We start from the raw sequence: 13,048 nt of genomic DNA, 5'->3' as shown, positions 1-13,048 counted from the left end.
GATCGCATGCCGAACACCTCGCGCAGTTCCGTTCTTCGCCGTGCCCGCACCGTGGGCGCGACAGGCGCTGGGACCAGCCTGTTGCTGGCGGCATGCAGTACGCCGTCGACGTCCGCCAACGACCAGACCGACTCCACACCTTCGGTGGCCACGTCGAAGGGCACGGTCGGAGGAACGTTGAACGGCGCCGTCCAACGCTTCACCGCGATCCCCTTCGCCAAACCTCCGGTCGGCCAACTGCGCTGGACACCACCCCAGGAACCGGCGAACTGGAACGACGAGCGTCCGGCGAACCGGCCCTCGCCGCGCTGCGCCCAGCCCATCTCCCCGCCGTACGCCGAAGGTGGAACCCCCATCCCGGCCAGTACCACCGAAGACTGCCTCTACCTCGACGTCACCACCCCGGCCGGCACCACCAAGGACGCCAAGCTACCGGTGATGGTCTGGGTTGCCGGTGGCGGTTTCAAGAACGGCGCGGCCTCGGAGTACGACCCGAGCAAGCTGGTCGAGACGGGCAAGATCGCCGTCGTCACCATCAACTACCGCCTCGGCGCCTTCGGCTTCCTCGGCCTTCCCGGCCTCGACGGCGGCGGCAACTTCGGCCTCCTCGACCAGACCCAGGCATTGCACTGGGTCCAGCGCGAGATCGCCGCGTTCGGCGGCGACCCCGGCCAGGTCACGATCGCCGGGCAGTCAGCCGGCGGTGACAGCATGTGCGCCTTGCTGACCTCCCCGCGGACCGAAGGCCTGTTCCAGCGCGGGATCCTGCAGAGCTCCGAGTGCGGCGACGTCAACGTCGTCGACACGATCGTCCCCGGCGTCGGCATCCTCGGCGACACCTGGCGACCCCGCAAGATCGTCGATGCCGCCGGTCAAGCAGCAGCCAAGACCCTCGGCTGCCAAGGCACTCCGGACGCCGTACTGACCTGCCTGCGCGGCAAGCCGGCCAACGCCCTGCTCGACCCACGCTTCGGCTACTTCAGCCCCGCCGTCGAGACCCCCTTCCTGCCAGCCCGTCCTTCCACAGCGATCGCAGCAGGCCGTGCTCATCCCGTCGACACCGTCATCGGCTACGCCTCCGACGAAGGCGCGACCCTCGTCACCGGCGCGTACACCGCCAAAGCACTCGACGCAGCCGGCCTCCGCCACAACGCACAGACCATCGCCGGCCCGCGAGCTCCCCAGCTCCTCGCCGCGTACTCACGCCCCGGCACAGCCCCCATCCGCTCCTGGGCCGACGTGGTCACCGACCGCGTTTTCGCCAGGAACCCCCAGGTCGCGATCCCCCGCCGTCGCTCCGCCAGCAACCTGCACCGCTCCCAGGCGACAACCCGTGCCCTCTGCGCCGCCTCCTCAGCCCCGAGAGCGGCTCGCGCCCGGCTAGGAAGAAAGGCGATGATCCTTTCCTCGATGCCCTCGGCAAGCCGTTCCGAGGGACCCGGCGCCCAATTCGATGCCGCAGCATCGGTGAGCAGTTCTTGAAGTTCGACTGTCACTGTTCGCTCCCATATTCGCTGTCTGCGATCTGTGGGAACAAACCTGCTTTGAACAACCACGCTTAGAACCGGGATCTGCAATCCAAGGATTCCCGGAAGAGCTTCACAGCCCGATGCTCGGCAACGGCGGATCAACGTCGGCCGACAAGCTCAGCTCGCGACGAACACGCGGCCGCGGCGGCCGCTGTCCGACCGCATCCAGAACCTCCCGCGACACGGTCGTCGCGTCGAGATCCAGGACCCGTGACAGCCGACCGATCTCGTCCGACACCAACGGCGCCGGGAGCTGAGCAACAAACCCGGCAACCGCCCTCAAGGCACTCACCCGCCCGACCGCGTGATCCAGCACCCGAGACCAACGCCCCAACTCCAACTCCAACTCCACGGCCAAACTCGCCAACGGGCGAGTGTTCTCGAGCTGCGCCCGCAGCCGACGAACCCCGTTGCCCAACTGCAGCATCTGCGACGGATCCCGCCCATGCGGCAGATCAGCCACCAGCACATGCCTGAAGGCCCCCCCCCCCAGAGAACCTAGATGCCGCACCGCTGCAGGTCGCCCCGCCGCATCGCCGTCAAAGGCAACGATCACCGTGTCCGACACCGAGTAGTACCGCAACATCGCAATCTGCTCAGCCGACCAACTCGTGCCACCGCTCGAAACGCCACACCACTGCCGGCGCCGGTTGCTGCACGCACCCACCGACACCGCATCAAAGGTGCCCTCGACAAGCACCGGAGTTGCCCCGAGGGCCAGTTGCCGGTGCTGCTCCGCGACACCGAATAGAGCTTGGCCCTTGCGGTAGACCGAAGTCGTCGACGTGTTCAAGTACGTCGCGATCCCACCACGCCCACGACCGATGAACCCGACCGGCCGCAGATCCGCGTCGTACTCCGCGATCATGATCCGATCCCGAAACCGATCGATCAGGTACCTGTTGTCCGTCACAACCGCCAGCCCCGCCGCGATCATGACTCGCTCCTCGATGCCCACCGATCGCAGGTGCTCGGTGAGGTGCGACCGCGCATCGGGGGCATACCCGACCTTCCAGCGAGTGCCGACCTCGAGAGCTTGACCAAGCCTGCGCGCCCTCAGATGGCGCGCTGCCCAGCCTGTCTGCCTCAACGCAAGCTCTCCGCGGTAGAACTTGATGGCCTCCCTATGAGCCGCTACCAGCGATTCAGCACCGCCGGCCCTCCTTCCTTCGTTGTGCACGCCAACTTCTTCGCCTGACCGGATTGACACCGGCCATTGCCAGTTGTCAATCAACCGTCAGTGGTCTGCCGACCTCGAGGGAACCGCGATCAGAAATCCAAGAGTCCTGGATATCCGCTAGGCCGCGCGCCTGGACAGGTCTCTCCCTAGCCGCCGGCACGCGTAAACTCTGCCGGTGCCAGCTCTGCTCACAGAAGGAACGACCGTAGCCCTGCTCGCTCTCGGTGGGACCTTGATCGGCGGCCTGATCAGTGCGCTCACCCAGATCGCGGTGTCACGGGCAACAGCCAAGGCCCAAGCTCGAGTCGCTCTCATCCACGCAAAGCGCGACGACGCCGTGCACTGGAGGGACGAACGACAGGCGGTCTACACCGACTTTGCCCACCAAGCTCATATGACGCAGACCCAGATCGAGGCCTACGGCAACGCCAGCCTGCACCCACGGAAGCCGTCGGGGGCGGAGATCATGCAGAGCCTGTGGGATCTGGAGACGTCATGCTCACGTGTGTCGATCCTTGCCGGCCCCGATCTCACCACGATCACCCGCGAGCTGACCGATCACCTGTGGGAGTGCTTCATTCGGGCTCCAGGATCCGACTACATCCACAGGATCCGGCCGCCGGAGATCTCGGACGAACACTGGTGGCTGCAATCAAGGCCGAACTGGGCATCCGCTCCCGCGACAGCCATGCCCCGATTCCTTCTCGCGCGGAAACGACACCTGGGTGACGATTGAGGGGCACACGATCACAGCAGATCAGGCCTCACCAAGTCATGATGGACGTTCGCGCTCGTCGAGCGATGTCCGACTTCATCGGCCAGTCCACCGACGTCCAACTCATCCAAGTGGACAAACTTGACCCTCAACCCCGCCGCGAACGGAACCCGCGAGCCCGTCGATCCATCCGCGCTGAGAAGTCGGCCTGCTCGTTGCCCGCGACCGCGGAAGTCCAGTACGGCGGAGAAGGTCCAGGGCCTGCCCACTATGGCCGGGTACGGCCGGGTGCAGCCGGAACGAGCTTGGCTGGCCAGTTGAGCCGGAGCCTCCTCCGGCGTACGGCGCACTCGTCGGCGGCGACTTTGGCACCTCGGTTCGAGGCGATGATGAGGAGCAGCGCGAGGCCACCTTGGTCTCCGCCGTCCGCTGCCGGTGCGAGTGATCGCCGTACCGGAGTTGCATTTGGTCGTACGCCGGATCGTCCTGCTCAAAGGCACGGAGTACCAGGGATGTCGTCGACCCGCGCTTGCTTCCCGCCGAGGACCGCCCCGGGCGGCGTTGCCGGGCAGCAGCTCGAGCTCGTGCTCGCGGGCCGCGATCTCCTCCCAGGCGGGCAAGTTCAACGGGCCGGTCAGGTCGGAGGGCAACTGGACCGCTACGGCGCACTCGAAGGGGCATCCCGGTCTAGCAGGTGAGTGGCTCGTCGTCGAAAGGAGGCGGTCTGGGAGAAGCCGGCCAAGGGCGGTGGCCAAACAAGGATCTGACCTTGCCAAGCCACAGGGACGGGTCCGGTGCTGACACATGCGGTGGCGCTCGGGGATCCGCCCGTCGTTCTTCCTCCCAATCCGGCAGCACCGAGAAGTCGGTCGGCTCAACGACCTCTGCGCGGAGAGGGTTGCCTCTCACCTACACCGAACGATGTTTGGACCGGGCTGCCCACTCGATCTGAGCGTCGGCGTCTGTTGTTGTGATCACAAAGCCAGGCGCCGGTCGGCCCGGTGCCCGTCAGATAGTTGAGCGAGCAGGCGCAGGACGGTTGGTTGCAGTGATCTCGAGGTCAATTGGGCGACCTGCATTGGCCCGATCCCCCGGCGAGTAATCTGGAAGTCTCGTAACAGTCCATCCCTGTCCGAACGCTTGCGGATTCGCGGCGTTATGTGTTAGGACAGCAATCTGAACATGTTCTGCCGTCGCTTCCACTTGCCCAAGTGCAGCGAACCGAGTTTCAGAATTGTATCGAGCGAACAGTTCATCCAAAATCAGAAGAGTGGGTTCATCTCTAGCGTGGTGCGCCGCGTGCGTACTCACCAATTCGAGAAAAACCAGTAGGTCGAGTGGCCCGTGATCCCACCACCCCCTTTCCCCGACCTGAAATGTTCGACCTTTGTGAACCACGACCATCTCCACCGCCGAATCGGTCACGGTGACCTCTCTGACAATTCGGCTGCTGTCGGGCAACGCTCTCAACGTCGACGCCATCGCCGTGACACTCAAGTCGAACTGCTGCGCAAGGGAGATCAAGCTCCAGGACTGCGCGTGAAAGTCGGTTGGCATGATGGTTTTGTAGGGTCTGGCGACATATGGGACACGTCGTCCGTCCAGGGTCTGGCGCAACTCGCCCGAGCGTCCCGAGGTGGACACCTCGTGGCTATGAGGATCGAACCATTTGACGGCGACATCGACCTCTTGCGACCGCGACAGGTGGGCGACGTAATTCAGATCAGACACGCTCCTCAGCAGTCGACCGAGTACCGTCTTTCCAGTCCCGTTCGCGCCGATGACAAAGTTGAGCATGCCCAGTTCAAACGTCGAGCCGGAGAGCACAGGAGCAGAGTTGATCGTGATCGACTCTACGAGTCCGAACCGATCCGGAGCGAGGCCATGAATCTCCACGCCCTTACGCATTTCATGGAGTCGCTTCCATGCCTTAAGTTGCGCAGCGGAAAATACGCTTCCGCCACCGGAGTCGATGACTTTCCCATGGTCATAGCAGCACCAGATGCCGTTCTCCGATTGCCGGAGCTCTTCGAACGTGAGCCCGCCCGACCCTCTAGGGCCGTTCGGACTCGCCGCATAGATGTGAGCAGCCATCCCCGTTCGGACAACCTGCTCAGATCCTGGCCCAGCTCCGATCGTTAGCCGACCACAGTTCAGGACCGAACATTGATATCCAGCCCTACTCGCTAGCAGGTCCCGCGTCGAGTTCGAGAAGTCGGACCGCTGGACCATATCGTCACGTCCCGCCTGCAGCTCGTGGCCAGTTTCGTAAGAGTCTAGAGCTGGTCCCACCGATAGCCCTGAAGACACGGAGCCCCACCGCCCGCGGCTCCACCGCGCCGGACAGGTGTCGATGCCCTGTCAGCGCCAAGTCATCCGAATGCCGGACCATCCGATGTTCCCGACTCCAGGTCCAAGCGTTTGGTTAAGGTGCGTGTCCCCCTCGTCCTGATGCACACGCCCCATCACTGGGAACTACCGCACAGATTGTCGATCTCCGGCCGATTCGTCCAGTGGTCACGGGCAGTAGTTTCACCCCGCCGCGACCAGGCCGCGCGCAGGGTGGGCACCGGCTCGATCGTTGAGCCGTCATGGACCCGAGAAGAACGGAGGAGACAGCTGCAGAGCCGCTGGAGGCGCCCCTTGCTGTGCGGGTGCCGGACCGGGTGCCGGTGCTTTGTCCACAGGCTGCTCGTGTGTTGTGCCGGATTGTTGTAAGAAGTGTGGAGTCCGGCAGACGTGCGGGACGGCAGGGTGGACGGAGGGATGTGGATCTTGAGCGACGTGGACGGCGGGCAGTGGCAGACGCTGGATGACCTGCTCGGGCTGGAGGCCATGGCGGATGCGCCGGTGGCGGGCGCGGGGATCGGGAAGCTGGTGTTCTACGGGCGGTGCTCGACTGAGGACAATCAGGATCCGCGGACCTCCAAGGCGTGGCAGCTCGGGGAGGCTCAGCGCTTCGTGGGCCACTAGGTGGCGAGATCGTTGCCGAGTACTTCGACATCGGCGAGTCGCGGTCGCCGCCGTGGGAGCGGCGGACGCAGGCGAGTCTGATCCTGGCGACGTTGAAGGATCCGCGGCGGGAGTGGGACGGGCTCGTCGTAGGCGAGGCGACCCGGTGCTGGTTCGGGAATCAGTTCAGTCTGACGTGGCCGAAGTTCGATCGGTTCGGGGCTTCGTTGTGGATTCCGAGTCTTGGGGGTCGGTTCGATCCTGAGAACACGGTGCACGACATGGCGATGACGATCACCAGCGGGTTGTCGAAAAGTGAACGGCAGCATGTGCAGCGGCGGACTCGGGCGGCGATGGCAGCGCAGGTCCTGATCGACGGGAAGCATCAGGGTGGGCGCGCGCCGTACGGGTATGTAGTCGTGGACGCGGGGCCGCATCCGAATCCGCGGAAGGCGCAGCAGGGGCATCGGCTGCGGGTGCTGGCGATCGACGAGATCGCGGCGCCGGTGGTGGAGCGGGTCTTCGCGCTGTACCTTGAGGGGCTGGGACAAAAGGCGATCGCCGCGATACTCAACTCCGAGCACGTCCCCTGCCCTTCGGCCCAGACTCCTTCGCAGAACCGGCACCGCAAGATGGACGGATGGCAGCACAGCACAGTGCGAGCGATCCTGGATAACCCTCGTTACACCGCGTATGCCATCTACGGGCGCTGGCAGAAGGTCGAGGAGCTGCTTGATCCTGAAGACGTCGCGGCCGGCCACATCGTGCGGTTTCGGCGGTCGGCGCAGGCGAAGATCGTGCGATCGCGGGAGCCTGCCCACTCGGTGATCATCTCAGTCGAGGACTTCACGCGGGTTCAGCTGGAGTTGCGAGCAAGGCGTGGCGCTGGGGTTGCCGACTACTCCAAGCGGGAAAGGACCACGGTCGTCGCAAAGCACGTCTGCGTATTGCGGTCGACGATCCGACACTCACTCTGCGGTCGCAAGATGGAAGCAGCTCCTCGTAACCACGCCATCTTCTACCGCTGCCCGGCACGAACCCTTCTGCCGGACACACGGATCGCCCTCGATCATCCGCCGACGGTCTACGTGCGCGAAGAGCAGCTGACCCGGCCGATCAACGCATGGATCGCCGGCCTCTTCAGCCCGGTGAATCTGGAGAGCACGGTGATCGCTCTTGCCGGATCCGAGGAGGACGACCAGGCCGAGGCACAGATGGTGGCTGCTCGTCAGCGGATCGCAGCGGCCGAGGCGACCAAGGTGCGGCTACAGCGGGCGCTCAAAGCCGGCTGGGACCCCGAGGGGCTGGCAAGTCAGTACAACGCCGCTGCCGCCGAGAAGAGGGCCGCTGAAGCCATGCTCGCCGCTATCGAGCCATCCCAGCAACTGACCGCTCAGGAGATCCGCCAGATGGCCGCTGAACTCGGTGACATGGCCCACGTGCTCAACGAGGCGAAACGTGAGGATCTAGCCGAGCTCTACAAGGCGCTCGGGTTGTGGATTACGTACGACGACGCACAAATGCGGGCCGATGTCTCCATCAGCCCGCGTGTGAATAAGGTCCGTGTCCGAGGGGGGACTTGAACCCCCACGCCCCGTAAAGGGCACTAGCACCTCAAGCTAGCGCGTCTGCCTATTCCGCCACCCGGACGGGTGGTCCGCGCACTTGTTAGTGGCGCCGACCGGAGAACAGTAGCAAAGGTCTTGGGGGAAATTCACATCGGGGGGTTGGGGGTGTCGTGGGGAGGGCGGTGGGGCTGGTGGGGCTGGTGGTTCAGCGCTGGCGGAGGTGGTCGTGGAGGGTGCGGGCGGCGGTGGACATCAGGGACTCGGCGGCGGGCTGGGTGGCGGCGGGGACGGCGGAGCGGGTGAGGACGGTGACGGCGTACGTCGTGCCGTCGGAGTGTTCGGCGACGCCGATCTCGTGGCGGAGGTTGAGGAGGGTGCCGGTCTTGGAGGACCAGGTGGTGGCGTCGGAGCTGAAGTCGGGGGCCAGGCGCTGGCGGTGGAGGTTGTGGGCCATCAGGGTGCGGACGGTCTCGGCGATCGGCGCGGGGATGGCGCACGGGGTCCAGAGGGCTTCGAGGAGGTTGGTGTAGGCGCGGGCGCTGCCGGAGCTGGCGCGGGTCGGGTCGAGCTGGGAAATGTTGCTGCCGGCATCTATTGCGAGGGTGTGGGCGAGGTGGGTCTCGTCGAGGCGGGCGGCGAGGGTGTCGGTGAGGTCGCTGATCGCGTGGCGGACGGAGATGCCTTCCAGACCCCAGGAGCGGAGGAGGTCGGTGACGTACGACGGTGGGGTGAGCGCGAAGAGCGCGTCGGCCGCCGTACCGTCGCTGAGGCAGGTGCTCAGGTAGATCAGGTCGTCGACGGCGATCCACGACGGGTGCTGGAAGCGGCTGAGTCCGGTGGGGCCGGGGGTGGTGATCTGGCCGGGTGGGACTTCGATGGTCTGGGTGCCGTCGAGCTCGCCGCGGTGGATGCGTTCGAGGGTCGCCAGGGCGAGCGGGATCTTCACGAGGGACGCCGACGGCACCTGTACGTCGGGGTCGAGGCCGAGCTCGTCACCGGTTCGCAGGTCGCGGACGAGGAGCGAGGCCTCGAGGCCACCGTCGGCGAGGTCCTGCCGTACGTCGCGGAGCAGGCTTTCGGTCATTGGGGTACTCCGAGGCATCGGGCGACGGCGTCGGCCAGGTGGGTGTGGAGGAAGGCGACGTCGACCGCGGGGGCGGCGGTGAGGGCGAAGCCGCGCGTGAGGGTGAGGTCGCCGATCGGGCGCCAGGTCAGGCCGAGGTCGTGGGCCTGGTCGGGTGAGCAGAGCAGGAGGTCGCGGGAGCAGAGCGCCTCGGCGGCCGCGGTGGTCAGGTCGGGGGCGACCGCGACCTGCGTGGGCCGGAGACCGGCGGCGTCACGCAGGCGGGTGAGCGGGTCCCGGATGTGCGGTACGTCGTCCTCGGGCTGGATCCAGATCCGGCGAACCCCGGCGTTCGCCCGCGGCCCGACCGTCGCCACCGCGGAGGTCGCGCGTCTGGACGTCGTACGGGATGGGCGGAGGGTTGCGATGTAGACGCGGCTGACGTTCAGGTCGCCGGCCAGGCCCAGCGGAACCGACCAGTGGGCCTCGTCCGCTGGGGCTGCCACAAGGGCGGCTCGGACTTGCTGGGTCTGGAGGAGCTCGGCTCGCTCCGCAGCGGGTGCGACCTGCACCTCCAGTACGACGTCGTGCAGGCGAGCCTCGGCGATCAGGTGGGCCAGGGACGTCGTGGCGCAGGTGGTGGGGACCGCGAGGCGCCAGGGGCGGCGCTTGGCGACTTCGGCCTCGTGGTCCAGTACGTCGGCAGCACGGACGAGCTGGCGGGCCGCGGGCAGCAGTTCGCGACCGAACGGGGTGAGGACGGCTCGACGGGCTGTGCGTTCGAAGAGGCGTTCGCCGTACCGCTCCTCGAGGGCGGCGACGCGGCGGGACGCGACCGACTGGGACATCCGCAGCGCGGCGGCGCCGACGGTGAAGCTGCCCCGTTCGCTCACGCTGACGAAAGCTCGACTTGCTCCGACCAGGTCCACCTGCGCCATGCTATGCCGAATCAGCATCAGGACGAGCGTTTGCGCATTGGACCTGCATGGGTTCGAGCGGGTGGAGTAGGTGCACAGCTCGCCGCAGGGGACGAGCCGGATCGGGAGGTTGATCATTCAGCAGCAGAGAGCTCGCAGGATCTTCGCGGCGGTGATCGCGTTGGCGGTGGTGTCTGTCGCCGGTTGTGGTGCCGACGCCTCAGACGACTCCGGCGCAGCACCTGTCAGCACGACGGCCACACCAACAGCAACAGCAACAACCACGCCGTACGTCGGGCAGTTCAAGCAGCTGGAGAAGCAGTACGGCGCGCGCGTCGGCGTCCACGCTGTTGACACCGGCAACGGTCGCGAGATCGCGTACAACGCCGACGCCCGGTTCGCCTACGCGTCGACCTTCAAAGCGCTGGCCGCGGGCGCCGTTCTGCGCAAGCACAAGCTCGCCGGGATGACCAAGGTGATCAGGTACTCGAAGGCCGACCTGGTCCCCAACTCCCCCGTCACCGAGAAGCACACCGCCATGACGCTGGCCGCCCTCTGCGACGCGACCGTCCGCTACAGCGACAACACCGCCGCAAACCTGCTGTTCGCGGAGCTCGGCGGTCCCAAGGCGCTGGACACGATCCTGCAGCAGCTCGGCGACGACACGACGCGGATGGAGCGGCTCGAGCCGGACATGAGCGTGTGGGACCCGAAGGACCCCCGCGACACCAGTACGCCGCGCGCCTTCGCCAAGAACCTGCGCGCCTTCGTGCTCGGTGACGTGCTGGCCGAGCCGGAGCGGGCCCAGCTGACCACCTGGCTGAGGACGAACACCACCGGCGACAAGCTGATCCGGGCCGGCTTCCCGAAGGGATGGGTGATCGGCGACAAGACCGGCAGCGCGTCGACGTACGGCGGACGCAACGACATCGCGGTCGTCTGGCCGCCGGGGCGGGCGCCGATCGTGCTCGCGGTGTTCACCAACCTGGGGGCGGCCGACGCGGACTACGATGACCGCCTGGTCGCCGAGGCGGCGAAGGTTGTCGCGTCCACCTTTTCCTGAACGCTGCCTGATGCCGTAGGCAACAGGACTGTCACGAGCCGCTTGCGTTTGGCAACGGACCCGATGGGCACCAGAGCGTCGTACGACCTGTCAGAAGTGCCTCGGTCACGTGCCCTGCGGAGGGGGCGATGGACCGCCAGGCGCGACAATCTTCAGGAAAGGAAGTCCGGCGACATGGGCGTTTTCGACAACCTCAAGGACAAGGCCACCGGCGCGGTCGACGACCACGGCGACAAGGTCAGCGACGGGCTCGACAAGGCCGGTGACATGGCCGACGACAAGACCGGCGGCGAGCACGGCGACAAGATCGACAAGGGCACGGACTTCGCCAAGGACAAGCTCGACGGGCTGGACGGTCAGGACGACGACATCCAGTAGTTGCGCCACCTCTCGGACGGGCCGCAGGCACTTCGCCTGCGGCCCGTCCGCGTGTCAGGACAGCAGCGGCCGCATGAACGACCGGTCGTAGCGCAGCACGCAGCCGGACTCGTCACGGATCTTGTCGGCCGCGATGAAGTCGGGATCAACGCCGAAAAGCTTCCGGTACTCCTCGTACGCCGCCAGGCTCGGGAAACTGAACAGCGCCAGCGCCTTGTCCGACGAGCCTTCCGCGGGCAGGAAGTACCCGTGATGGGTCCCGCCGTGCCGGTTGACCAGCTCGATCCACCGCTGCGCGAACTCCTCGAACTGCTCGACCTTCGCCGGGTCGATGACGTAGTCGACAACACAGGTGATCATGGGCGCAGAGTACTGAAGGAGACCGGATGACACCCGCCGACGGCGAACTGCGCGCGCTGCTCGCGGCCGAGCGCGCCCGCGCGGCGGAACGGGTGAACGCGCTCTCCGGTGATCTCGAGGCGATCGTCGAGGCGTCGCGGCTGGTGTCGACCGACGACGAGCACGATCCGGAAGGGTCGACGATCGCGTTCGAGAGGTCTCAGACGGGAACGTTCCTGGAGGACGCCCGCACACGTCTGGAGGAGCTGGACAGCGCGTTGAAGCGGCTGGAGAGCGGTGCGTACGGCGTGTGCGTGACCTGCGGACGCCCGATCGCCGTCGACCGGCTCCTGGCCCGGCCGACGGCGACCACCTGCATCGAGTGCGCGACCTGACGGCCGCACCGCCGGCGCCAGGAACGAGCGGTCCGCGTCGCGAACCGCCTCGCCCCGGCAACTTTGAGCACCGGCCGGCCAGAAAATCAGGGTTCGGGCGGCTGAGCGGTGCTCAAAGTGGGCCTCAGATCGGGAGCGGCTCGTAGTTGGCGCCGAACGGGGCGTCCGGCCGGGCGAACTCCCCCATCAGGGCGCGTCGCAGGGGTGTGGTGCGCTCGAGGAACTCGGGGTCGTTGGTGAAGCGGTCGGCCGCGCGGACCCACGGCGGGCTGTAGACGTAGTGCGTCGTGTAGCGGTCGCGGTCGCCGTCGTGGCGGAAGGTCCGGTGCCAGACGCCGTTGTGGAACACCAGCGCGGCCCCGGCCTCGGCGCAGATGACATGGCCGATCGAGATGTCGCCCTTGCTCTCCCGGATCGAGTCGGGGAGAGCGACTCGCGAGCGGTGGCTGCCCGGGATCAGCTCCATGTTGCCCATGCCCGGCACGGTCTGGTCGGTGAGAAGGTACGACACCCGGAGCTGAATCAGCGGCACCGGGTACCCGAGGTCCTTGAAGTCGAAGGCGGACGATCCGTCCTGGTGCCAGCCGCCGTTGCCGCCGTGCGCCGGTTGCATGGTGTTCCAGCCGGCCTGCAGCACGAAACGGTCGCCGAGCAGGCCCTGCACCTTCGGAAGGACGTCCGGATGATCGATCAGCCGCTCGAGCACCGGCTCGCTCTCGTACGTCCGGCCGATCTGCCCGAACTCGCGGTCCCGGCTCTGGTGCAGGCGCTGCGAAACGTCGTAGGCCTCGGCGGCCTCCTCCTTGGTCAGGACGTTGGGGATCATGAAGTAGCCCCACGACTCGAAGATGAAGCGGTCGGTCTCGGTCAGTGGCCCCTTGCCGACGACGGGCTCGAGCATCAGTCGGTCCTCTCTTCACGCGGTTGGAAAAGGATTTCCCAGAGCCAA

General features: G+C 66.5%; 13 protein-coding genes and 1 tRNA gene. 7 read left to right on the top strand and 7 right to left on the bottom strand.

What is annotated here, in order from left to right:
* The first annotated feature begins 6 nt into the window (after nt 1–6).
* Complete coding sequence (locus ACLQ2O_RS11100) at nt 7–1,482, top strand: carboxylesterase/lipase family protein (protein WP_425830005.1); 1,476 nt, start codon at nt 7–9, stop codon at nt 1,480–1,482.
* A gap of 117 nt (nt 1,483–1,599) precedes the next feature.
* Here ACLQ2O_RS11100 and ACLQ2O_RS11095 read toward each other — a convergent pair whose 3' ends face one another.
* Nucleotides 1,600–2,709, bottom strand: a complete 1,110-nt coding sequence (locus ACLQ2O_RS11095) for a toprim domain-containing protein (protein WP_425830003.1) — start codon at nt 2,707–2,709, stop codon at nt 1,600–1,602.
* Nucleotides 2,710–2,884: 175 nt separating this feature from the next.
* Between ACLQ2O_RS11095 and ACLQ2O_RS11090 the strand changes: the two genes are divergently transcribed.
* Nucleotides 2,885–3,445, top strand: coding sequence for a hypothetical protein (locus ACLQ2O_RS11090; RefSeq protein WP_425830001.1), 561 nt, complete (start codon nt 2,885–2,887; stop codon nt 3,443–3,445).
* 987 nt (nt 3,446–4,432) lie between these two features.
* On the opposite strand, the gene ACLQ2O_RS11085 is transcribed toward ACLQ2O_RS11090, so the two are convergent.
* Nucleotides 4,433–5,518, bottom strand: coding sequence for a hypothetical protein (locus ACLQ2O_RS11085; protein ID WP_425829999.1), 1,086 nt, complete (start codon nt 5,516–5,518; stop codon nt 4,433–4,435).
* Between the two features lie 681 nt (nt 5,519–6,199).
* On the opposite strand from ACLQ2O_RS11085, the gene ACLQ2O_RS11080 reads away from it, so the two are divergent.
* Complete coding sequence (locus ACLQ2O_RS11080; RefSeq protein ID WP_425829997.1) at nt 6,200–6,397, top strand: hypothetical protein; 198 nt, start codon at nt 6,200–6,202, stop codon at nt 6,395–6,397.
* A 260-nt stretch (nt 6,398–6,657) separates the two neighbouring features.
* Nucleotides 6,658–7,959, top strand: coding sequence for a recombinase family protein (locus ACLQ2O_RS11075; RefSeq protein WP_425829995.1), 1,302 nt, complete (start codon nt 6,658–6,660; stop codon nt 7,957–7,959).
* Here ACLQ2O_RS11075 and ACLQ2O_RS11070 read toward each other — a convergent pair.
* The 3 genes from ACLQ2O_RS11070 to ACLQ2O_RS11060 form a co-directional block, all read right to left on the bottom strand.
* Nucleotides 7,941–8,026, bottom strand: a tRNA-Leu gene (locus tag ACLQ2O_RS11070). The two genes, ACLQ2O_RS11075 and ACLQ2O_RS11070, sit on opposite strands and share 19 nt — an antisense overlap.
* Before the next feature lie 123 nt (nt 8,027–8,149).
* A complete protein-coding gene (locus ACLQ2O_RS11065; protein ID WP_425829993.1) occupies nt 8,150–9,028 on the bottom strand; it encodes a serine hydrolase in 879 nt (292 codons plus the stop codon).
* Nucleotides 9,025–9,963, bottom strand: coding sequence for a LysR family transcriptional regulator (locus tag ACLQ2O_RS11060; RefSeq protein WP_425829991.1), 939 nt, complete (start codon nt 9,961–9,963; stop codon nt 9,025–9,027). The genes ACLQ2O_RS11065 and ACLQ2O_RS11060 overlap by 4 nt, the downstream gene beginning before the upstream one ends.
* Before the next feature lie 94 nt (nt 9,964–10,057).
* On the opposite strand from ACLQ2O_RS11060, the gene bla reads away from it, so the two are divergent.
* Entirely contained in the window at nt 10,058–10,987 is a 930-nt protein-coding gene (gene bla / locus ACLQ2O_RS11055) for a class A beta-lactamase (RefSeq protein WP_425830940.1), read from the top strand.
* Nucleotides 10,988–11,161: 174 nt separating this feature from the next.
* Nucleotides 11,162–11,365 (top strand): antitoxin, encoded by a 204-nt coding sequence (locus tag ACLQ2O_RS11050; protein ID WP_425829989.1) that lies wholly within the window; start codon nt 11,162–11,164, stop codon nt 11,363–11,365.
* A 54-nt stretch (nt 11,366–11,419) separates the two neighbouring features.
* Here ACLQ2O_RS11050 and ACLQ2O_RS11045 read toward each other — a convergent pair whose 3' ends face one another.
* Nucleotides 11,420–11,725 carry an NIPSNAP family protein gene (locus ACLQ2O_RS11045; protein ID WP_425829987.1) on the bottom strand — a complete coding sequence of 102 codons (306 nt, stop codon included), beginning with the start codon at nt 11,723–11,725 and terminating at the stop codon, nt 11,420–11,422.
* A gap of 26 nt (nt 11,726–11,751) precedes the next feature.
* Here ACLQ2O_RS11045 and ACLQ2O_RS11040 point away from each other — a divergent pair, with 26 nt between their 5' ends.
* Complete coding sequence (locus ACLQ2O_RS11040; RefSeq protein WP_425829985.1) at nt 11,752–12,099, top strand: TraR/DksA family transcriptional regulator; 348 nt, start codon at nt 11,752–11,754, stop codon at nt 12,097–12,099.
* Between the two features lie 124 nt (nt 12,100–12,223).
* On the opposite strand, the gene ACLQ2O_RS11035 is transcribed toward ACLQ2O_RS11040, so the two are convergent.
* Entirely contained in the window at nt 12,224–13,000 is a 777-nt protein-coding gene (locus ACLQ2O_RS11035; RefSeq protein WP_425829983.1) for a phytanoyl-CoA dioxygenase family protein, read from the bottom strand.
* Between the last annotated feature and the right edge of the window lie 48 nt (nt 13,001–13,048).

The organism is Kribbella sp. DT2, assembly GCF_049844575.1.
Classification (GTDB): Bacteria; Actinomycetota; Actinomycetes; order Propionibacteriales; family Kribbellaceae; genus Kribbella.
Note: the sequence above shows the minus strand (reverse complement) of the source record. Positions and strands in the feature narration are given on the sequence as shown.

Bases quoted from the DNA above. Each gene is read 5' to 3' on its own strand.
- ACLQ2O_RS11100 (WP_425830005.1), top strand. From the start codon at position 7: ATGCCGAACACCTCGCGCAGTTCCGTTCTTCGCCGTGCCCGCACCGTG.
- ACLQ2O_RS11085 (WP_425829999.1), bottom strand. From the start codon at position 5,518: ATGGCTGCTCACATCTATGCGGCGAGTCCGAACGGCCCTAGAGGGTCG.
- ACLQ2O_RS11075 (WP_425829995.1), top strand. From the start codon at position 6,658: ATGGCGATGACGATCACCAGCGGGTTGTCGAAAAGTGAACGGCAGCAT.
- ACLQ2O_RS11065 (WP_425829993.1), bottom strand. From the start codon at position 9,028: ATGACCGAAAGCCTGCTCCGCGACGTACGGCAGGACCTCGCCGACGGT.
- ACLQ2O_RS11060 (WP_425829991.1), bottom strand. From the start codon at position 9,963: ATGCTGATTCGGCATAGCATGGCGCAGGTGGACCTGGTCGGAGCAAGT.
- ACLQ2O_RS11050 (WP_425829989.1), top strand. From the start codon at position 11,162: ATGGGCGTTTTCGACAACCTCAAGGACAAGGCCACCGGCGCGGTCGAC.
- ACLQ2O_RS11045 (WP_425829987.1), bottom strand. From the start codon at position 11,725: ATGATCACCTGTGTTGTCGACTACGTCATCGACCCGGCGAAGGTCGAG.
- ACLQ2O_RS11040 (WP_425829985.1), top strand. From the start codon at position 11,752: ATGACACCCGCCGACGGCGAACTGCGCGCGCTGCTCGCGGCCGAGCGC.
- ACLQ2O_RS11035 (WP_425829983.1), bottom strand. From the start codon at position 13,000: ATGCTCGAGCCCGTCGTCGGCAAGGGGCCACTGACCGAGACCGACCGC.